Origin of the sequence: Bradyrhizobium ottawaense, assembly GCF_002278135.3 — a bacterium.
Taxonomy (GTDB): Bacteria; Pseudomonadota; Alphaproteobacteria; order Rhizobiales; family Xanthobacteraceae; genus Bradyrhizobium; species Bradyrhizobium ottawaense.
Genome location: NZ_CP029425.2, coordinates 128,520 through 148,920 on the forward strand (window position 1 = coordinate 128,520; position 20,401 = coordinate 148,920).

The following is a 20,401-nucleotide window of genomic DNA, read 5'->3' on the forward strand; positions in this document are numbered from 1 at the left end:
CCGATGTACACGTCTTGACGAAACCCAAAAACGGGCTAGAGGCGGAATTCCTCGCCAAGGTAAAGGCGGCGCACGTCCGGATCGGCGACGATCTCATCCGGGCTCCCCTCGGTCAAGATTTCACCGGCATAGACGATGTAGGCGCGATCGGTGAGGCCGAGCGTCTCACGGACATTGTGGTCGGTGATGAGCACGCCGATGCCGCGATTGGTGAGATGGCGGACGAGGTCCTGGATGTCGCCGACCGCGATCGGGTCGATGCCGGCGAAGGGCTCGTCGAGCAGCATGTAGTTCGGCCGCGTCGCCAGCGCACGCGCGATCTCGACGCGGCGCCGCTCGCCGCCGGACAGCGCGATCGACGGCGATTTGCGCAGCCGCGTGATGTTGAATTCGTCGAGCAGGGAATCGAGCTGCTGCTCGCGCTTCTTGCGCGAGGGCTCCACCACTTCGAGCACGGCGCGGATGTTCTGCTCGACGGTGAGGCCGCGGAAGATCGAGGCTTCCTGCGGCAGATAGCCGATGCCGAGCCGCGCGCGCTGATACATCGGGAGCTTGGTGACGTCGTGGCCGTCGAGCTCGATGGCACCGCGATCGGCCTTGATCAGGCCGGTGATCATGTAGAACACGGTGGTCTTGCCTGCGCCGTTCGGACCGAGCAGGCCGACCGCTTCGCCGCGGCGCACATAGATGCTGACACCGCGCACCACCTGGCGGCTGCCGAAGGCCTTTTCCACGCTATGCACAGCCAGGAAGCCCGGCCGCTTCAGGAGCTGCGGCCCACCGCCGTTCGGCTTGGCGGCGGCCCTGACGGGGTGAACTGCCGGCTGGCGCGGCGCCTCGGCTTGATAGTCGCCTTGATAGTCGTCCGGGAACTGATCGGGCGCATGGATCGCCTGGTCGCGGGCCATCGGCGCGTCCCGGATCGGGCTGGTCACAAGCCCGCCGACGCCGTCACCGAGCGCGGTGATGTCCTGACGCGCAAATCCTGGCCGGCCGCGCTTGGCGGGGCGCCGACGGAACATGCTGAAGAGATCGACCATCCCCGCCTTTTAGCCTTTCGCGACGATCCTGCGCGAATTCGCGCGATCTGCCGCACCGGTCGTTCGACTAGCCGGTGCAGCATGAGTGAAGGGATGTCTCATGCCCAGTGAAACACGCCCGAAAAGCGGCGGACCCCGCTTCGAAAGCCCTGCGCGCTAGATACAGTCTCGCCGGCCAAGCTTCAACCTCGGTTCGGCCGCATCCGAACCAAGCTGTTGAATTCATTTCGGTTTAGTTGCGCCGGGCAATTGCAAAGGCGGCGCCCCGCCGGGCTTGCCCGAACCGCAATCATTGCCGCCGCCCTGGGGCAGCAGGGCCTGAACCCGGCCGTTGTCGGATTCCACCCGCGACACGCCCGTCGTCATGTCGACCATCAAACGGTCGCCGCGCAGCACGTTCTTGCACTGCGTCAGGACGACCTGGCCGCCGCCGCCCAGCATGGTGATGAGATTGGTCCTGGTGTCGAACACGGCGGTCTCGCCGGTCACCACCTGGTCCTTCTGGGTGACCACGACATTGCCGCGCGCCTCCAGCCGTTTGATCGAGGAACTGCCGCCGGGGCCCGGCTGCGCCGACTGCATCGGCGCGCCCTTGGCCGCCTTGGCCGCAGGCTGCGGCGTGGCGGGCTTGTCGCCGCCCGACTCGTAGAACACCACCAGGGTTTTCGAGGTCATGGTGGTGTCGCCCTGGACGACCTTCACATTGCCGGCGAAGGTCGCCTCCTTCTTCTTGTCGCGCATCTCGAGCGAGGCGGCCTCGATCTGAATCGGCTGATCACGGTTCTGCGAAAAACCCTGCATCGCGTTCGGCACGCCCTGCATCGTGCTCTGCGCAAAAGCGGTGCCGGTTGCAGCAAGCACGACAATGGCGGCGAGCGCAGCTGCACTGAAGATGGCGCTGCGCTTGTTGTCGTTGCGCGGAAAAGACCTGATCATGAAATCACTTTGAATTGGCAGATTTGTTCTTTGACTTGGCCGGCGGCGCCGCCGGCGCGGGCTCGGCCGGCGCAGGCTGAGCGGCGGCGGGGTCATCCAGCTTGTCCAGATGCATCACCACATTGCCTTCGAAGCGGATGACGTCGCCGCCTTCCGTAATGCGTAAGCGGTCCGCGGTCAGCGTGCCGTTGGTCAGCTTGACGTCGACGCGCTCGTCCGAGGAGACCGTGCCCTTGCCCATGTCCACGAAGGCCGAGTTCAGCCGGGCCTCGTAGCCGGTTGAGGTGCGCAGGAAGATGTCCTTGTGCAAATCGAGCTGCTGCTGCTTGTTGTCGAAGCGGCCGGTGCGGGCATCGAGGAACAGGGTGGATTGATCCTCCATCAGCACTTTCGCGCGCAGGTCGGAGAGATCGACATGATCGGGATCGGTGATGTCCTGTGTCGCAGTCTTGGCCCAGAGCTCGTAGGGCCGCTGGTCCGGCGTGTAGCCCGCCAGATGCGGCGATTCCATCGTGATCTTGGTGCCCGACACCACCAGGTTTCCGGAATCGAGCGGCAGCTTCGGCATCAGCATGCGGAACGGATTGAAGACCGAGACGCCGACGATCGCGGCCATCGACAACAGCACTGCAGCCGGCACCGCGAGGCGCAGAATCCGCACCAGACGGCTGTGGCGCGCCGCGCTGGCAAACTTCGCCGCAAGCGCGGCGTCGTAGGTGGGATTGTGGGCCGAATTCACCTGAGCTCCTGAGGTGCCGCTCGCCAGGCCGGGTTGCAGGCCGCTCCATTGTACCCGTGACCGCCGCAATATGCAGCCTTGTACATATCAGGCTTGGACAGGCCGCACGAAAGTGTCCGAAACGGGGCGCAGCCCGAAGTCTAACCGGCGGGCGAGGGCTCAGGAATGCGCGAAAATGTCCTCCTCCGCCCAGCCCTGGAGGTCGAGCAGGGCGCGGGTCGGCAGGAAGTCGAAACAGGCTTTGGCCAGCGCGGTGCGGCCCTCCCGCACCAGCATGGCGTCGAGCCGTTCGCGCAAGGCATGCAGGTGCAGCACGTCCGAGGCGGCATAGGCGAGCTGCGGCTCGGTCAGGCTGTCGGAACCCCAGTCGCTGGATTGCTGCTGCTTGGAGAGATCGACATTGAGCACCTCGCGCACGAGGTCTTTCAAGCCGTGGCGATCGGTGTAGGTGCGGGTCAGGCGCGAGGCAATCTTGGTGCAATAAATCGGGCCGGTCATGACGCCGAAGGTCTGGTACAGCACCGCGACGTCGAACCGCGCGAAGTGGAAGATCTTGGTGATGGCGGGATTGGCCAGCAGCGCCTTGAGGTTCGGCGCGTCGGTGTGTCCCTTGGGGATCTGCACCACGTCGGCGCTGCCGTCGCCGGGCGAGAGCTGCACCACGCAGAGCCGGTCGCGGTGCGGGTTCAGCCCCATGGTCTCGGTGTCGATCGCCACCGCTCCGGTGTAGCGGGACAGGTCGGGCAGGTCGCCGCGATGCAGGCGTACGGTCATGGCGCTTCAAAACCTCGGGTCTAATCGGTGCGTCGGCAAATAGCGAATTCGGATTGCCCGCGATGTAGCCATTGCCGGCGGGCTGCGCAAGCACGGGCTTCCCTCAGATCGCCGCCAGCATGATGCAGATCATCGCCGCGACCGCAATGCGGCTGGGGCCGTCGCGGAAGGCGTACAGAATCGGGTCATCGGGCATCTCGCGGCGATGCGCCATCATCAGGGCGCGGCCGAACCAGTACAGCAGCAGCGGATTGAGCAGCCACAGCATCCAGGGACGGCTGTACAGCGGCGTCACCGCGGACGAGGAGACGTAGAGCGAGAACACGGTCACCGCGTTCATCGCGCTCGCCGCCGCCATCGCGGCGATGATTTGCAGATCGGTGACGCGATAGTCGCGGTTGGAAGGATCGGAAAGGCCGGCGCTCTCGCGCATGCTGAGCTCGCTGAAGCGCTTGATCAGCGCCAGCGACGTGAACACGAAGAGCGAGAAGATCAGCAGCCATTCCGATAGCACCACGCCGACGCCGACCGCGCCGGCGACGATGCGAAGCGTGTAGAGACCGGCGAGCGTGACGATGTCGACCAGCATCTTGCGCTTGAGCGCGAGCGAATAGGCGATGGTGGTGACAAGATAGGCGCCGAGCACGCCGAGAAACAGAGGCGAGATGCAGAGGCCGGCCACGACCGCGAACAGCCACAATGCAGGGATCGCTGATAGCGCGGACGAGATCGGCAGATCGCCGGCCGCCAGCGCGCGATGGCGCTTGGTCGGATGCTGCCGGTCCGCTGCGAGATCCAGGAGATCATTCATCAGATAGGCGCCAGACGCACAGGCCGAGAACGCCAGGAACGCCAGCAGCGCGGAGCCAAAGCTGGCAAAATTCAACTGATGCGCGGTGATGACAGGCACGAACACCAGCGTGTTCTTGGCGTATTGATAGACGCGCAGCGCCTTGGCCCAGGTCCTGAGGCTGGTCTTGAGGCTGGCGTTGCGGCTGCGATTTTCGATGCGCTCGATGGCGCCGCGGTCGAACGGCAGGCTTTCGCCTGCAGCCAGATCAGCCGGCGCAACGACACCGTCAAAGCCGAGATGCGCGGCAATGCCGGCGGCGTGGTGGGCGAAGCGGCCAGCCACCAGATAGATCTTCGCGCCCCGCGCCCGCGCAGCGAGCGCCCGGTTCAACACGTCGGAATCATAGGGCAGATGGGCGTAGTCGATCTCGGCGCGCGCCAGGATATCCGTGAGTGCCGCCATGCCCGGTCGTCCGCCCGCGCCGAAGCGGGCGAGCATGCGGCCGGGGCTGGAGAACAGCGCCTCCATCAGCAACTCGGACCGCAGCAGGCCGCCTTCGAGATCGATGACGAGCGTCCGCGTGGCCGCCGCCGTGACCAACGGCTCGGGCACGCCAGGATCATACTGCCGGGCAGGCTGCTCCATCCGAAAACGCTCTGACTTGCCGCAAACTGACCGGCATCCGGCCGGGGAGCAGGGAAATGGACGGTCAGGACACTAGGGGAGCATTCGCTAAGGGCGGCTTAATCGGGGCTGCCAGGAGCAGCGAGAACAGGGTGGGGCGCGGCCGCCAATCCGGCGACAAACGAAGTCTTATCAATGAGATAGTGCTCAGAAACGCTCACGGCGTCTTCTTCTGCGCAGGCACAGCCGGCTTCACGGGCGTCACCTGGGCTTGCGGCTGGGGGGATGCGGCTTCCGGCGTAGAGATCGCGATGGCGATCAGACGCCATTGCCCGGCCACGGTCTGAAACGTGAGATCGAACTGGATCTGCTGCGGCCGGGTCGGGATGTAACCTGCCAAGCGCAGCATTCCGCGCTGATCGAGCGCGGGCGCGTCGCTGAATTGCGGCGCCAGCAATGCCGCACCGTAGAGATCGAAGTTGCGGCGCCGCAGATCGAGAAAATTCAGCGCGAGATCGGCGGCGGTGTTGCGCGCCTGGAAATCGGGCGCAGCAAGGTCGCGCAGCACCGTGTAATTGCCCGTGCGGTTGGCATCGTTGAGCGTGAGCAGCGTCGAGCGGATCAGATAGAGAGCCTGCTCCAGTGTGACGGGCAGCGACGGCAGCGCGGCAGCCGCAGCCTGCGCAGGCGTTTTCTGCTGCGCCATCGCCCCGTCGCTTCCGCAGCACAGCAGCAGCGCCAGTGCCGTCACGGCTCGCGCGATCAATTGCATCGAATTGCCAAAGCCTGACATCACCAGCCGACGCGCATTCCGACGCGGCCGCCCAATCCGCCGCCGTTGGTGCCGTAGGTCAGGCCGCCGCTGGCCTGCACATGCTCGCTGACGCGCAGCGCCGCACTCATGGAGAGCGCATTGGTGTTCTGAAACGTACCCCAGTTCATGCTCATCGCGATCTTCTCGGACGGCATCAGCCAGGGCGAGCCTGACATCGCAAAGGCCATCGCGACGCCGTTGATCGCCTTGCCGGTCCTGCCGTCGAGGTCGTTGAGGCGGGCATTGATGCCTGCGAGCTGGCTGTTGATGCTTGCGATATCCGCGGGGCTCGCAAACCCGAGTGCACTGAGCGAGGTGGAGGCGAGATTGCCGGCCGCGTCCGTGGTGACGAGTTGCACGGGTCCGGACTGCGCGGCCGCGCTCGCAGCCGAGGTGACGCCTGTCATCGTGTAGGTATTGCTCGCGGTGCCGTAGACCTGCTGGTTGGCGCGGGTCGCGGTGGCGCCGTTGCCGATCGCGGTGGAGTTGGCGAAGGTTGCGGAGGCGCCATTGCCGAAGGCCGAGGAATTTGCGCCGGTCGCGTTGGAGCCGTTGCCCACCGCAGTGTTCGCGACACCGTTTCCGCTCGCGTTGGCGCCGTTTCCGACCGCAATGTTGAAGCTGCCGGTGCCGCTGGCATTGGATTGCGCACCGTTGGCGATATTCCTCGAATTGGCGCCGTTGGCATTCGCCAGATAGCCGCTCGCCGCGTTCGAGCTGTTGGCGCCATACGCGATGGCGGCGTTGCCGGTGGCGACGTTGTTGCTTCCGGACCCGCTCGCGTTGGTATTCATGCCGGTCGCGATATTGGAGCTGTTGTCGCCGGTCGCGTTGGAGTTGACGCCGGACGCGATGTTGCCGCTGCCGTTGCCGAAGGCGTTGGCGTTGCTCCCCGTCGCCGTGTTGGCGCTGGCGTCGCCGTAGGCCTTGGCGACAAACCCGTTCGCAACATTTCTGCTGTTGTTGCCGGAGGCATTGGAACTGCGCCCTGTCGCAACGTTCCTGCTGTTGTCTCCGTTGGCCAGGGCGGTCAGCCCGGACGCAAGATTGCCGCTGTTGTTGCCGCTGGCATTGGCTCCGGCGCCGGCCGCGATATTGGTGCTGTTGTCACCGCCGGCTTTCGCGTTGTTTCCGGACGCCATGTTTTTGCTGCCATCACCGCTGGCGATGGCTCCCACCCCGGTCGCGCTGTTGAAGCTGTTGTTGCCGCTGGCGTTGGCATTGTTTCCCGTCGCTCCATTGGAGCTGCTATCGCCGCTGGCGTTAGCGCCGGCCCCGATCGCGGAGTTGTTGCTGCCCGCACCCACTGCGGAGGCGGAGGGCCCACAGGCAAAATTGCCCCCTGAGCCGGCCGCCGTGGCGCCTTGCTCAGACGCGGCACCATCCACACACACGAACTGGGCCCGGGCTTCCGGCCCGCCGGCGCAGGCCGCGATCAAGGCAATGAGCGCCGTTGCAAGAAAAGCGGTGACTGGCGCCCGCAATGAAATGGTCATGTTCGTTCCCCACCCCGTCTTCCAAACCCGCAACAGGCAAGAAGAGGAAGAATGAAGACCGCCGTCACTTCCAGCCCCAATTCACTTCCAGCCCCAAGCCGCCGCCACGCCAACGCGATCGACGTTTGGCGACTCTCAAAGCATGCGGCCCGTGGTTTTGGGAAGAGGCGCGATGCATGAAAGCCTGCGCGGCCTATCGTCCTCCCATGTTCATGGGGGCCGCCCGGTGTCCCGGCTTCTCAATCCGCGCACTCGTTTCGCGACGGTTTGCCGAATGCCCGGCTGTTGCATGGAACCCACAACGGCGCACGAACTGCCCGTTTCGGCGGAGCCTCTGGCGCGCGCGCCGTGGAAATCGTGCGGGCCCACCCCATCTGCCAGTTTCGCTCCCCGCGACCCACGAATCGAGATCCATGACCGAACAGATGCTCGCCGCGCCGATCGACGATCCATCAGGACGCCAGCGCGGCTTCTCGCGCTATCAGGCGCTCCTCATTGCGCTGCTCGCGTTCACGCAGTTCACGATCATCCTCGACTTCATCATCATGTCGCCGCTCGGCGCCATCCTGATGCCCGCGCTCGACATCACGGCCGGGCAATTCGGCGTCGCGGTGTCGGCCTACGCGTTCAGCGCGGGCATTTCGGGCGTGCTGGCCGCCGGCTTTGCCGATCGTTTCGACCGCAAGCGCCTGCTGCTGTTCTTCTATGTCGGCTTCACGCTCGGCACCATGCTCTGCGCCGCCGCGCAGAATTATCACGTGCTGCTGCTCGGCCGGATCGTGACCGGATTGTTCGGGGGCGTGATCGGCTCGGTGGTGCTCGCCATCATCACCGATCTATTCCCGCTGCACCTGCGCGGCCGCGTGATGGGCTTCGTCCAGACGGCGTTCGCCGCGAGCCAGGTTCTGGGTATTCCGGCCGGGCTGTTTCTCGCCAATCACTGGAGCTGGCACGTCTGCTTCATTGCGATCGTGATCGTGTCGATCGCGGCGATCGCCATCATCGCCTTCGCCATGGAGCCGGTCGACGCGCATCTGAAATCGAAGCAGGACAAGAACCCGTTCCACCATCTGATCGCGACGATCGGACAGCCGCGCTATACGCTGGCCTTCGCCGTCACGACGCTGCTGGCGACCGGCGGCTATATGCTGATGCCGTTCTCCAGCGCCTTCACCGTGCACAATCTCGGCATCGACATCACGCATCTGCCGACGATCTATCTCGTCTCCGGCCTGTTCAGCATCGTCACGGGGCCACTGGTCGGCAGGGCAAGCGATGCGTTCGGCAAATATCCGACCTTCGTCTTCGGCAGCGTGGTGTCCGTCATCATGGTGCTGATCTACACCCATCTCGGCCACGTCGCGCTTACGACGGCGATCCTCGTCAACGTGCTGATGTTCGTCGGCATCTTCTCGCGCATGATCCCGTCGCAGGCCCTGATGTCCGCAATCCCGGATCCCGACCAGCGCGGCTCCTTCAGCGCGGTCAGCGCCTCGCTGCAGCAGCTCTCCGGCGGGCTCGGCTCGGTGCTCGCCGGCGCGATCATCGCGCAAGCACCCGACGGCTCGCTGATCCATTTCGACCGGATCGGCTACGTCGTCGTCGCCTCTGCGATCGTCTCGCTGGTCGCGATGTATTTTGTGCAGAAGGCGGTGGCGGAGCGGGCGGGGAAAAGGGTGGTATGAGGGGCAGCAAAGGCGACTGAGCCGGCAGACCGTGCATCGCATGCGTGACGATCAGGACGCCGCCCACGGCGCTCTTGCGCGTTGGGACGCGATAGCCAGTGCGTGCCTTAACCGGTCCCGCCGTTATTAGTCGTCAGCGTAGCTCCTGTTCCACATTAAGGTGAACCGACACTGGGCCTTCGATGACCAAAGTTGCATGTATCACGTTTTGGTCGAAAATCTCGTTAGTCAGGTCAAGGCGCATTCAAAGGCATTGATTGGAGAGGGCGTAGCCGAAGCCGCATACCCCCCTCGTTTCCCCCTTCCCACTCGCCGTCCGGCCCTTCCGCCACACCGGCCGGTCGATGCGCGAACGGAGATCTCCAATGAAGCTTAAACTTGCCGCCGCGATGCTCGCCGCTAGCCTCCCGCTCGCATCGATGGCTTTCGCCCAGGGCACCGCGCCAGCCGACCTTGCAGTGATCGATGCCTGCCTGAAGACCGCGGAGAAAGCCGGCGGTTTCGGCAGCGCGTGCGTCGGGCTCGTCGCCGACCCCTGCATCAAAGCGGCAGAGGGCGCGAATGACGATGTCGCCAAATGGAAAGCCTGCGCGGCGCGCGAACTCGCCGTTTGGACGCAAAAAACCAGTGAGGCGCTCAAGAAGGTTCAGGCTGGTGGATTCGCCGACGTGATCAAGGCGGCCAACGACTCGCAGAAAACTTTCGCCGCGTCGCGTGATCGCCTCTGCGCGGCCTTCGACCAGGTCGACCCCGGCATGTACCGGGGCGGCGCGAGCTACTGCCGCCTGCGTGAGACCGCGAACCGCTCGCTGAGCCTGATCAAGCTCGGCGCCGCGGTCAACGAGCACTGAGACCTCTCAGGCTCTTGGGGTCATCAGCTTTGCCGACCTTTTCCCACCTAGCGACGACGGCTTCGGCCGCGAGCGCAGTGGACGTCGTTCGTAGCTCACCTGGCACCCGGGCAACGGCTGTCGGCGCGTAGCGCTTGCCTAAGCGACTGACAAAGCCAGCCGCCTCAAGCTCGCCGGCGATCTGAGTCGACCCGACGATCGATCTAGGCCATTCGGTACGCCATGAGCGCTGTGCCTCGGTTTTGTGTACCGGTCAGCGGCTCAAATTCCCTGCAAATGAGCGATTTCAACCACTTGGGTTGGGGGTGGTGCCCAGGAAAGGATTGCCTTGGCAAAACTGCAAGCCGCTGATCTTTATGGGTTTTTACTCACGCTGTCGAGGCGTTGTTACACAGTCTTGTTCACGCGACAAACCGGGGCCGGAGTTGTTTGATCTTCTTCGCTCAATTTTCCGTATACTCATCCTCTGAGAATCAAAGGGCATGGGTGGGGGAGCAGGACGTGTCGGAAGACGAAGTTGGGCCAAGTCATTTGGCGCGCGAGCCCGAGATAGCTGAGCCTGACTGGATCGCTAGCAGGATGGTTACCGCCATTTCGGACATGCCCATCCCGGCTAAGACAGCGGCTCTTCTCCAAAACGAAATGCGGGGGCCTCTGGCAGAACGCAGACTTTCCCACGGAGGGTTGGCAGTCCTAGCAGAGCAGTTGCTGAAAAGCCTTGGGGAAGCCTGATGCTCGAAGAAATTGCGCTTAGCTGGTTTCGGGGCGCGTCAGCCAAGGTTTCGCTGGAGACGCAAAAAAAGAGCATCGTAGTTCACGGACCGAACGGATCAGGGAAGTCGTCATTCGTTGACGGCATCGAATATCTGCTTTCTCAAGGCAGGCTTCAGCATCTCGCCCACACTTACAGTGGCCGCAGGCAAGAACTGGGAGTTATCAACATCGGAGCCGCGCCGGACGCAGATCGACACGTTGAGCTACGCTTTAAAGGTGTCTCGATTAAAGGGACCATTGCTCCGAACGGCGCTTGCATTGTCTCCAACCGGGAGATCATAGCGAACTGGAATTCTCGCCGTATCATCCTACGGCAGGACGAAGTGAGCGAATTCATCAAGGCAAGCGCAGGCGATAAGTATTCTGTCTTGCTGCCGTTGCTCGGGCTGAGCCCTTTAGAGAACGTCGCCGTCAATCTCAGGGCTCTCGGGCGCAAGGTCTCCGAGATTGCGAGCTATACTCGGCTCCAAGATCGCCTCTCGCAATTAGAGCGCGATTGGCAAGCAAAGTTCGGATCGGATGATTGGGAGATCGTAAAGGAGAAGCTAAAGGCCATCTATCGTGCACATATGCCGAATGGGTCAGAACCGACCAGCCTAAAGGCATTGGTGAATGAACTCAGGCCGGTGCTAGACAAGGTCGTAAGTGGTCTCCAATCCGAACAGGCAGCTCACTTGGCAATTAGGACGGCCGCCGATCAGCCGCTTAAGAACCGTCTCAGCGAAGTTCAGCGTCTGGCAGGTGAAGCGCTGAAGCTTTCCGAACCGCTTATCGAGACTCGGCTCTCCATCCTTGAGAGCACCTACATATATGCAGAACAGCTTAACGCCGATGGCTCCGTCGATTGTCCCGCATGCGGACAGAGCGTCCTAGCTAGCGATCTAAAGGCCCACGTCGCCCGTGAGAAGTTGCGGCTGGAGGCGGCTATCGCGATCTTTGGCGAGCGAAACGCGGCTCTGACTTTGCTTGCGGATAGCATCGCTATTGTTCAAAGCTGCCTCGGCCGCCCCGAACTGGAGGGTTGGCACAGTGCAGTCGCTGCCGGGCACATTAAGGAACACGTTAGCCAGGTTCGCGCTCTGCAGATCGACGCGCTCCGAGAGGGCAAGCTAGACGCATCCTCTACGGTGTTCACTAAAACCATCCACTGCATCGCAGATGAGCTTGAGAAAGCAGCAAACCACGTCCCACCCTCCATAGAGAAGCTCGTGGCCGATCTGGGGATGCTCGAAGCTGCGAGCCACTTCCCTGAGATACTGAGGCTCAAATCCAGGATTGAGCAAATCGGTGTGCTCACGAACTTCATCACGAGAATGGAGAACGAAACACGCGAAGAAATTAAAGCTCAAACGAAATCGGTTGTTAAAGACATAAGCGACGATATTCAAATCATGTGGGCCGTTCTGCATCCTGCGGAGCCAATAGACGGCGTTCATCTCTACCAGCCGGACGGCCTAGACAAAGCCCTTGATATTGCACTGCGGTTCTATGGAAGAGAGCAGCTGAGCCCCCGACTGACCCTGTCAGAAGGTCACCGAAACAGTTTGGGTCTCTGCGTTTTTCTCGCCCTCGCGAAGCGCGACGGCAAGGACGGTCCACTTGTATTGGATGACGTCGTCAGTAGCTTTGATCGAGAGCACCGAAGTTATGTGACGGACCTCCTTTCTCAAGAGTTCTCCGACAGACAGATTTTTATCTTTACGCACGACTACGATTGGTTCGTAGAGCTTCGAACCCGCCTCGCGGCCAAACTTTGGCGCTTTAAGATTCTGTTGCCTTGGAAAGAGCCAGCTGTCGGGATTCGCTGGGCGACCAACGCCGGGGGATTTGATTTGGCTAGAGAGCTCCTAGAGAGCGATCCCGCGAGTGCTGCCGCAAAGGCACGGGCAGTAATGGACACGCAGCTAGCAGCAATTGCCGAGGTGCTCGGTGTTTTAGTGCCCTTCATAAAAGGACCGAAAAATGACCTCAGATTCGCTGGCGATTTGCTGGAACGGCTCTCAAAAGATTGCGAACGCAAAATGCGAAGGAAAAGCGGTGACGAATACACGGCTTGGGATGTGCCTACACAGAAAGCCAAAGCAGCACATGGACTGTTGCTTCCATTTGCCAACGCCGGAACTCATGGGCGCTACGTCTCGAAGGGAGAGGCTGAGCGTTTGATCGATGCTTGCGAGGCAGCCATAGCGTCACTCAACTGCGAGACCTGCGAGCATCCCGTTTGGAATGCAGCCGTCAATGATCATCATCTAAGATGTGACTGCGATGCTATCCGGTGGAAAATGTAGCTGACAAGCAGCCGGAATTGCCTGAGGGTCTCCTTCGTGGCGGCGGCTAGCTGCTTTCCCCCCGCGCCCATTCTCCGAACTCTGAAAACAAACTCAGTGCGCCGCTCAACGTTCACGTTCTGCGAATGGTGCGGCAACAGCTCGGCCACCGGCACTAAGTTTTTCACGAATTACCACAGAGAGAACTACGGTGAAGAGCCGAGTTGCTGCCTGCCATTGGGTGTCCACCCGCAAGTAAAACCCGCGAACGCTTGATCTCGCTAGCCGGTCGGACGGCCTGAACGCCTGCTATGGGTCACGAAACGAAGTTGCCGCCAAGCGGAACCGCTTAGTTCGAGGCGGCCGCATTGCGGCGCGCTCTACGCGCGTGCCCGCTGCCTCAACTGGTCCAGTCCTCTCGCTCGATCAAGTCAGCCACGCCGCAATGATCGATCTTCTGCGCATCGCAAACATCCGGGATACGTTCCTTCCCCGGAAACTCTTCAGTCACAACCATCATCCGAGGGGTTGTGCTGGCCGCAAGCGCTATCACGAAGGGGTCACCGCCCGATCTGCCCTTGGTTGTGTCCACTATCTTGGGATGCTCGGCCATAATCTTTGCGACGGCTTCCTGAGTGGCATCATCAATTTCAACGAACAGTGTCTCTTTGCGCTCTTTGCACCAAACGAAGAGTTCGTCGTCTTTTTTCTGAAGCTCGTTGTAGACTTCAATTGAAGCCTTTAGTCGGCCTTCAGCTATCAACCTGTCGAATCCATCCCACACAAAGCCGAAGTTCTTCGGTCGATAGATGCGCCGCCAAGCGTGGATAAGCGAACTGCTATCGATGCTGTAGACCTGACCGGCCATGCGCTATCCCAATCCGGCCGCTTTTGACAGCTTCGGGATGTGCTTCACTTTCAATCCGAGGTAGCCCGAAATCGCGCTAAGCGTCATTCGGTCCTGACGGTAGTTATTCAGGAGCATACGAACGAGAGGCTTGCCGAAGTGGCTCACCGTCTCCGTCGGCATGTTGCGTTTTATCTCTTTGGCCTGCTCTCGCTGACGTAACTGCTGCGCCCGATACTCCGCAATGTATTGAGCCCGCTTGCGCTCATAAAATGCCTGGGTCGTTCGATCGAACACTAACAGCCTTCGCAACACAGCTTCACGGCTGACATTGAAGCGCCGAGCTAGCTCGCTAACCTGCGCATCACCCCATTCTTCGGAACGGGCTCCTTGCTCCGTAACGCCTGGCTGCGCAAGCAAAGCATCTTTAGGCATCAAGGCTGCCGCAGCAACGTGATTGCAGAAAACCTCGATCCGCTGATCTTCCGGGGGTCGCCTCTCGTCTGTCTCCAAATTAGAGACGCCGCTGACGCGAACCATTAGATGCGCGAATTCGTGAAGCAGGCTAAATGTGCGCCGCGTGAGCGCATCCTTGCGATTTACGGAGATGACGGGTGAGACACCGGCAAATATCGCGAAGCCTGACGCCTCTTCACTAGCTAATGCCGTTGTTTGGAAGACCAAAGTGCCCGTTGCCTCAATGCGACTGCGCCAAGCATTGAACCCAGTGCGGCCGTCGGCATCCCGCCAGTGAATTTGTAAATCATCAGTCACACCTAACGCGTCGCGAACGCGCTGACCTACCAATTCAGGGTCTTCGCTGATGTCCGCTTGCAAGGTAAACTTTGGGAATTCTTGGTCTAGGTCGGCTGCCAGCTCCAGCGCAAGTTCGCGGCGCTCCGTTGCTGCGCGGATTTCCAGTTGTAGGGCGGGTGATAAATGACGCAGACCTGTTCCGGGCAATCTCCGGAGGTCGCGCATCACCTCAAATCTGCTCGGAGGCTCCGGCAGGTAAAAAACAGCCAACGGGCGCTTAAATAGGGCAGCCATTTTCCGCAGTTGCGGGATCGACGGCGACTCTTCGCGGTCAGGGTCTTCCCAATCCGTCAGCTTCGCTTGGTCAATGTCTAGGCGATCAGCAGCCTCAGCCAGCGAAAAGCCAGCCGTCTCCCTTGCCCATGTAACGAGGGCTGGGGCGATCAGAGCTTTCACGCGAGTTGCCATTCTCTCTGCCTTTGAGAATTCTCTATAATATACAATCGTGAAGAAGTTTCAGCCAAATGCCCGGCTGGCCTGCATGGGGCGGCGCTGCAAGTTCGCTTTCCTACACGCGTCGGGAAATGGCGTTCTGACAATCGCGCTAGGCAAAGTGCCATTGTCGATTTACGGCCAGATAATTACGCCTACAGACCTGGGGTTCCGGCAGCGCCAATCGCGCATCGCACAACCACTGCTCCGCTGGCATTCGGTATCTTGATTGGATGGGAAGCGAGGTGTTGCTCGTCTCGGCGGCGCTGAGCTTAGTTGCGCTTGCCGCTTTTTTCGCAGTTAGAAAGAAGAATTAAGGCAGAGGCCGCACCGCGCACCGGGCGGAATAATATAGGGTCACAAATCTAACGGGTGACCTCGTGTCAGCGGCGCGGCGATTTCCCCCGTCCCCCACCCCCAGCTTGTCTCCAGGGCATTCCCACGAGCGACGACTTGATGTCGTTGAGTTGCGCCCGCCTGATCGAGCCGGGGCATTGGCCCTTCCTCCTAGCCAGCAAGGGTTCCGAAAACCCTGCTCTAAGCGGCCTTAGGCCAGCGCTGATTTTCCTGCGTTTTTTTCAATTCCCCCTGAGGTTCAGAAAACACTTGTTTTTAGAACAACTTCGGCAGCTCAGAAGCTGTTGATTACTACAAAACTTGCTGGTAGTAAGATTTGCAGATTTGGAGTTAGCAATGCGCAATATCCCGATAACGACCGACGTGTTCGCCGCCATTTGGCAGGCCCGTAAGGAAGGCGAGGAATCCGAAGACGCGATCCTGCGGCGGATACTCGGTCTTCCAGCCCAAACCGCTCCCGAGGTCACGGGCGGCCGCCGAGGAGGCTTCTATGACGAACGAAGCGGGGTGCACTTTCCGGAGGGAAGGGAGATTTATCGGACCTATAAGGGGCATAAAGTTGAAGCCGTTGCTCATCTCGACAGATGGTTCGTGAGGGCCACCGGCCAGTCGTTTCATTCCCTTCACAAGCTCAGCCAAGCGATCAACAACGGGAAGCAGGAGAATGCCTGGCTGAACTGGAAGTATCGTGATCCAGACACCGGCGAGGAACACCTGATCGATCACCTCCGCAAGACGCAGGGGGCGAGCGAATCATGAACAAGCGTGTCGCGATTTATCTTCGTGTCTCCACCGCGGAGCAGACCACAGAAAACCAACGGCGAGAGCTTATGGCAGTAGCCGAGCGCAGCGGGTGGCAGGTCGTGCATGTCTTCGAAGACGCAGGCGTCTCGGGCTCCAAAGGGCGCGACCACAGGCCCGCTCTGGCTGCCATGATGAAAGCGGTCAATCGACGCGAGATTGACATCGTGGCTGCATGGTCCGTTGACCGATTGGGTCGATCGCTGATCGACCTCATTGAGGTGCTGAAGGACCTGCACGCAAAGGGCGTCGACTTGTTCCTGCATCAGCAGGGCCTCGACACTTCCACTTCGTCCGGCAAGGCGATGTTTCAGATGCTGGGCGTCTTCGCAGAATTTGAACGTGCGGTGATCCGCGAGCGCGTGATCGCAGGCCTAGCGAGAGCAAAGGCCGCCGGCACCAAGTTGGGCCGGAAGCCTATAGACGATGGAAAGGAAGCGAGCATCAGGTCGCTCCTCGCCGAAGGGCAAGGCGTTCGGCGCATCGCGCGAAGTCTCCATGTCGGGGTGGGAACGGTGCTCCGGGTTCGTGACCACCAAGCAACAAGCGTGAGTGCAGCAGAATGAATGTGCTAGCTCGAGTAAATACCGTGGACGCGGATGCGATCCTTAAACGATGTCTGGACTATCTAGGCCAAGCCGAAGAGTTCCGGGCGGGCCGCCGCAAAGAGCTGCCCGACGCCAGTCTCCTTGCCAAGCCATTTGGCTGCATCCTTGAGGCAAGAGCTGATGGGGAAGATCTATTTAATCTCGGAACTCCATTCGTTGCCGCCAAAATCGAGGACCTTGATGCACCGGATGAGGAGCGAAGGGAGCGATACTTCGATCCATGGGATTATGCGTTGATGCTGGTGATGTTGTTAGCTGGTGCTCGCTTCCGATTCGACCGCTCGAAATACGCTCGTTACTACTTCCTTGCGTATGTCGGTCTCGTCGGGAAGGTGGGCAATCACTCCCTTCGCCGAATCATCATGAATCCGCCGCCAGGGTCGGATGTCCGACAAACACGCAGGACCCCGGACGCCCATCTCGACTATCGCCGCGCCGGCCTTAAAGCGATCGCCAAGCGCGTCGTCAGAAAGCTGGGACAGAAGACGCGGTCTCACTCTCGTGGGCGCGAGGATTCCATCGCATTTGCCGTTGAGCTTTTCGCGCGGCAACTAGCAACCCATGGCGCAGACAGATTGCTGGGCCTGAATGTCGCGGACTATGAGGCACTCCTGCGCCGCGCGTTAGCTGTTGCTGATGCGATGCACAGTGCACTTCATGACCTGAAGGCCGGTCAGTAAGATGGCCCGCTCCCCGCACGGGCGGCGTAAGCGCATCGGCAAGCTCAGGGCGCGTGTTAGCTCAGACGCCGACGATCACTTTCTCAGATGCACTATCATCGGGTGTGGGCGGTCGACAGCACGCGCCGCGAAACAGGGATTGAGCGCCACCCTTTGCCGCAAGCATTTGCTTCACCGGCAGCGGCATGGGTCTGCATGGTGTGCAACCCCGGCGGCTACTGCCCTCAGGCCCTATGTTCGAGCGGCTCGTTCGTTCATCCGCTTGAATCGTGCTGATCCTTACGTCAGCCACGCGCTTACCGCCCTTGGAGTTCTCATGGCGTCGGCTGGTCCGGCCGAGATCGGGTCGCGGCTCCGTGGCCTTCCCGCAGAGCGCCGCGCCAGAATCGCGTTAGCGAGGCTCCGTGAAGCTGGCATCCATCCCGAGCGGCTTCTTGCCATCACGATCGCTGTGCACTCGCTTATTGAAGAGGCCCCTCAGGTCGTTCACCGGATCAGGGAATGGCGCATCGTGGCCATTGCCAAAGGCTGTCATCGACTCGCCAGTGTTTACCGGCCCTGGACGTTTATCGGAGCAGATGGCCGAGTTCGCCGCGCTGCGATTCAAGCCTATCCGCGAAGTGCCGGCCGCGTGCTGCGCTATCTCGGTGAAATGATCGAGCGCGAGAGTGAGTGGGTAATCGAGAAGCACTTAGCTGGGGTGCTTGCGCTCAAGGTTGCTAGATACGGCGCCCACCCTGCCACTACCAACTCGCTGAAATTCGCCACTGCGGCCGGCCCTCACGCCCACCTATGAAGTTTCCCCGATGGCACTTTCGCGAGAGATCACCTCCGGCAGTGGCGGTGCACACATCTTGAAGGCCTTGCCCGATCACATCACGCCGGGCCCAAAGCGGCGCCGGCTGGTCCCGATTCGCTGCGAGCCCCGCTGGCGTGCCGCCTCCCCTTCGTTGCAGCAAGAGGTCGCCCGGCTCATCGAATTGCTGACGAAGCAAGAGCCGCCAAGACAACGCCGCCGCCGACCGAGAGATGCAGCCACGTTCCACCTCGCCATTGAGTGCATAGCGTGCAATCTACTGGCGGTTTCGCTGGCTGCTCCCGAAAGACCCCTTGCGATCACGTTGGCTAACTGCGCTTCGCGGCTTACTCCGATCTTCGGCAAGCCCGCTCGCAAAGTGATAGACCTGATGATCGGGCTGGGGCTCATTACCAAAGTAAAGGGCTACCCCTATCGCGGCCCCACGACGATCCAAGCCACGCCGAGACTTCGTGAGCGCTTGTCGTTGGGGCGGATCAAATGGAGTGCGTTACGACTTGAAAACAATACTGAGGTGTTGGTCCTCAAGAGCGGTAGCAGAGACAAGCCGACCGAGGATCTTGATACCGATGCGATCCCAACTCGCAGCGCGAGCGCCATGGATAAAGAGCGGCTCGATTCGCTTGCTGAAGATGTGCGGAGCATCAACGCAGCAATCCTCGAAGCACCTATCGAATGCTATCGAACCGCGATGGCGCATGTCAGCGAACGTCCCGGAGCGGCGATGGCGAGTTTGATGACATTGCACCACCTGAGCCTAAGGCGGATTTTCAACGGCTCGTGGCACGAAGGCGGTAGACTATTCGGCGGTTTTTGGCAGACCATGCCAAGGCCGGACCGGTTCAAGCACCTTCGCATCGCGGGTCAGGATATCGGTCTGGTCGACTACGGCCAGGTATTTCTTCGGATTGCATATGCCGAGGCTGGTTCAACGCCAGAGCCTGGCGACCTCTACGACCTAACCGGGCAGGACACCCTTAGGCCGGGCTGGAAGCCCCTACGCGACGCCCGCAAAAAATTGGTCAACGCACTTTTCTTTCGAAGGGCACCGCTCAAACAATGGCCGGGTGCAACGCTTGCCGAGGTGGCCCAAATACGCAGCGCCTTTCAGCGAGGAACAAAGCCTAGCGACGCCATTCAAGCAATCAAAGACAAGCATGCGCCGATCGCTCATTTATTCGAACGGGGGCACGGCCTCCGCTTCATGCGGATTGAAGGTGATCTTATTGTGGCTGTAACGCTGGCCTTATTCAGGCGCGGCGTGTTTTCTCTTCCAATTCACGACGCCGTGGCCGTGCCTAGAAGCGACGTAGAAGTGGCGGCGACAGTAATGCGGGCAGAGGCTAGGCGGGCTATCGGCGCCGATGTCCCGGTTGAAATTCAATTCGCCGTGAGATGAATGACGCGTGTTTTGTTTTAAGTCGCGACGGTTCAGCTTACCGTTCCTCTATAGCAGCTCGAAGGGGGGAACTCAGAGGATTCAAATTCGCAGGTTCATCGCAGGAGACTCTCGGCTACCTTCAAGTGAAAGGGCGACACCACCCCTCTTCCATTGTGACCCCTAGTGCGGCCTCTAAGGACCACCCTTCACCAGCCCTGAAGGTCACCTTCAAGCTCGGGTGAGTGACCACCACCCCTCCTACATGGCCCCCTCAAAGGACAACCCTAAGACTAACCCTTCGGTCTCCTTCATAGGGCCGAACCATGTGGGCGGACCACGCCGGTCTCAATTGATCCTCTGACGCAGCTTCCTGATGATCTCGCGGAGGTCGTCGGCATACTCCTCAATGATGCGTCGAGCCTCCTCCATGCGCGTCGGCTTGGGCGTCGGGCGTTTCTCGGGCTCAGGCTCGTTCATGCCTTAGGCTCGGCAAGAGGACGACGGTGGTCATTGAGCTAAATCAACGGTCCTATTCGGCCGAACCTGAGGTCCGGTGCTAAAAGTGACCTGCCTGTCACCGGACGAGATTCAGGCCTGAACCCGGGCCCTCTTCTGAGGGACAAGCAACCGGTCAGGGGTCGTCTTCAGGGCGCGAGCCAAGCGGGCCAGGACGATGATGGTGCAGTTACGGGTGCCCCTCTCGACCTGACTGACGTAGGTCCGATCTAGCCCCGCCTCTAGGGCCAAATCCTCTTGGGACAACCCGAGACCCTTGCGGGCCTTCCGCACGGCCGCCGCCACCACGTCAACGATGCCTGTCTCGTCGTCCATCCACGGGAGCAGGCCGTCATGATGACTTCCGGTCTACG

Annotated in this window: 20 protein-coding genes; 9 read left to right on the forward strand and 11 right to left on the reverse strand. The window is 61.0% G+C overall.

Going from position 1 to position 20,401, the window contains the following annotated elements; translation table 11 throughout:
* Nucleotides 1-35 precede the first annotated feature (35 nt).
* The 7 genes from lptB to CIT37_RS00595 form a co-directional block, all read right to left on the reverse strand.
* Nucleotides 36-1,040, reverse strand: coding sequence for an LPS export ABC transporter ATP-binding protein (gene lptB / locus CIT37_RS00565; RefSeq protein WP_028139458.1), 1,005 nt, complete (start codon nucleotides 1,038-1,040; stop codon nucleotides 36-38).
* Nucleotides 1,041-1,262: 222 nt separating this feature from the next.
* A complete protein-coding gene (locus CIT37_RS00570; protein ID WP_038950979.1) occupies nucleotides 1,263-1,976 on the reverse strand; it encodes an LptA/OstA family protein in 714 nt (237 codons plus the stop codon).
* Nucleotides 1,977-1,980: 4 nt separating this feature from the next.
* Nucleotides 1,981-2,715, reverse strand: coding sequence for an LPS export ABC transporter periplasmic protein LptC (gene lptC, locus CIT37_RS00575; RefSeq protein ID WP_028139456.1), 735 nt, complete (start codon nucleotides 2,713-2,715; stop codon nucleotides 1,981-1,983).
* A 159-nt stretch (nucleotides 2,716-2,874) separates the two neighbouring features.
* The gene (locus CIT37_RS00580) at nucleotides 2,875-3,489 is read right to left on the reverse strand and encodes a ribonuclease D (RefSeq protein WP_018323452.1); all 615 of its coding nucleotides are present in this window, start codon (nucleotides 3,487-3,489) and stop codon (nucleotides 2,875-2,877) included.
* 103 nt (nucleotides 3,490-3,592) lie between these two features.
* Nucleotides 3,593-4,894, reverse strand: a complete 1,302-nt coding sequence (locus CIT37_RS00585) for a UbiA family prenyltransferase (RefSeq protein ID WP_244611346.1) — start codon at nucleotides 4,892-4,894, stop codon at nucleotides 3,593-3,595.
* Between the two features lie 229 nt (nucleotides 4,895-5,123).
* Entirely contained in the window at nucleotides 5,124-5,678 is a 555-nt protein-coding gene (locus tag CIT37_RS00590; protein ID WP_244611347.1) for a hypothetical protein, read from the reverse strand.
* Nucleotides 5,679-5,698: 20 nt separating this feature from the next.
* Complete coding sequence (locus CIT37_RS00595; protein WP_038972322.1) at nucleotides 5,699-6,862, reverse strand: hypothetical protein; 1,164 nt, start codon at nucleotides 6,860-6,862, stop codon at nucleotides 5,699-5,701.
* On the opposite strand from CIT37_RS00595, the gene CIT37_RS00600 reads away from it, so the two are divergent.
* The 4 genes from CIT37_RS00600 to CIT37_RS00615 all read left to right on the forward strand — a co-directional run bounded on the left by CIT37_RS00600 (nucleotide 6,861) and on the right by CIT37_RS00615 (nucleotide 12,814).
* The gene (locus tag CIT37_RS00600) at nucleotides 6,861-7,271 is read left to right on the forward strand and encodes a hypothetical protein (protein ID WP_152036308.1); all 411 of its coding nucleotides are present in this window, start codon (nucleotides 6,861-6,863) and stop codon (nucleotides 7,269-7,271) included. The genes CIT37_RS00595 and CIT37_RS00600 overlap by 2 nt on opposite strands.
* A gap of 358 nt (nucleotides 7,272-7,629) precedes the next feature.
* Nucleotides 7,630-8,901: an MFS transporter gene (locus CIT37_RS00605; protein WP_038972315.1), complete on the forward strand. Its 1,272-nt coding sequence runs from the start codon at nucleotides 7,630-7,632 to the stop codon at nucleotides 8,899-8,901.
* 419 nt (nucleotides 8,902-9,320) lie between these two features.
* On the forward strand, nucleotides 9,321-9,752 hold the full coding sequence (locus CIT37_RS00610; RefSeq protein WP_244439204.1) for a lysozyme inhibitor LprI family protein: 432 nt from the start codon (nucleotides 9,321-9,323) through the stop codon (nucleotides 9,750-9,752).
* Nucleotides 9,753-10,483: 731 nt separating this feature from the next.
* Nucleotides 10,484-12,814, forward strand: coding sequence for an AAA family ATPase (locus tag CIT37_RS00615; RefSeq protein ID WP_095424874.1), 2,331 nt, complete (start codon nucleotides 10,484-10,486; stop codon nucleotides 12,812-12,814).
* A gap of 379 nt (nucleotides 12,815-13,193) precedes the next feature.
* On the opposite strand, the gene CIT37_RS00620 is transcribed toward CIT37_RS00615, so the two are convergent.
* Both CIT37_RS00620 and CIT37_RS00625 read right to left on the reverse strand, forming a co-directional pair.
* On the reverse strand, nucleotides 13,194-13,661 hold the full coding sequence (locus CIT37_RS00620; RefSeq protein WP_095424873.1) for a DUF4411 family protein: 468 nt from the start codon (nucleotides 13,659-13,661) through the stop codon (nucleotides 13,194-13,196).
* A 3-nt stretch (nucleotides 13,662-13,664) separates the two neighbouring features.
* Entirely contained in the window at nucleotides 13,665-14,852 is a 1,188-nt protein-coding gene (locus CIT37_RS00625) for an XRE family transcriptional regulator (protein ID WP_161966302.1), read from the reverse strand.
* 729 nt (nucleotides 14,853-15,581) lie between these two features.
* Between CIT37_RS00625 and CIT37_RS00630 the strand changes: the two genes are divergently transcribed.
* The 5 genes from CIT37_RS00630 (at nucleotide 15,582) to CIT37_RS00650 (ending at nucleotide 19,550) form a co-directional block, all read left to right on the forward strand.
* Nucleotides 15,582-16,004 carry a hypothetical protein gene (locus tag CIT37_RS00630; RefSeq protein WP_095424871.1) on the forward strand — a complete coding sequence of 141 codons (423 nt, stop codon included), beginning with the start codon at nucleotides 15,582-15,584 and terminating at the stop codon, nucleotides 16,002-16,004.
* Nucleotides 16,001-16,612 carry a recombinase family protein gene (locus CIT37_RS00635; protein ID WP_095424870.1) on the forward strand — a complete coding sequence of 204 codons (612 nt, stop codon included), beginning with the start codon at nucleotides 16,001-16,003 and terminating at the stop codon, nucleotides 16,610-16,612. Before CIT37_RS00630 ends, CIT37_RS00635 begins: the two co-directional genes overlap by 4 nt.
* Before the next feature lie 23 nt (nucleotides 16,613-16,635).
* Nucleotides 16,636-17,334, forward strand: a complete 699-nt coding sequence (locus tag CIT37_RS00640; RefSeq protein ID WP_095424869.1) for a hypothetical protein — start codon at nucleotides 16,636-16,638, stop codon at nucleotides 17,332-17,334.
* A gap of 316 nt (nucleotides 17,335-17,650) precedes the next feature.
* On the forward strand, nucleotides 17,651-18,130 hold the full coding sequence (locus CIT37_RS00645) for a hypothetical protein (protein WP_244611348.1): 480 nt from the start codon (nucleotides 17,651-17,653) through the stop codon (nucleotides 18,128-18,130).
* 10 nt (nucleotides 18,131-18,140) lie between these two features.
* Nucleotides 18,141-19,550, forward strand: coding sequence for a hypothetical protein (locus CIT37_RS00650; protein WP_095424867.1), 1,410 nt, complete (start codon nucleotides 18,141-18,143; stop codon nucleotides 19,548-19,550).
* A gap of 327 nt (nucleotides 19,551-19,877) precedes the next feature.
* Here the strand turns inward: CIT37_RS00650 and CIT37_RS00655 are convergent, their stop codons facing one another.
* A complete protein-coding gene (locus CIT37_RS00655; protein ID WP_275937774.1) occupies nucleotides 19,878-20,009 on the reverse strand; it encodes a hypothetical protein in 132 nt (43 codons plus the stop codon).
* Between the two features lie 111 nt (nucleotides 20,010-20,120).
* Nucleotides 20,121-20,363 carry a type II toxin-antitoxin system RelB family anti-toxin gene (gene relB / locus CIT37_RS00660; protein ID WP_095424866.1) on the reverse strand — a complete coding sequence of 81 codons (243 nt, stop codon included), beginning with the start codon at nucleotides 20,361-20,363 and terminating at the stop codon, nucleotides 20,121-20,123.
* Between the last annotated feature and the right edge of the window lie 38 nt (nucleotides 20,364-20,401).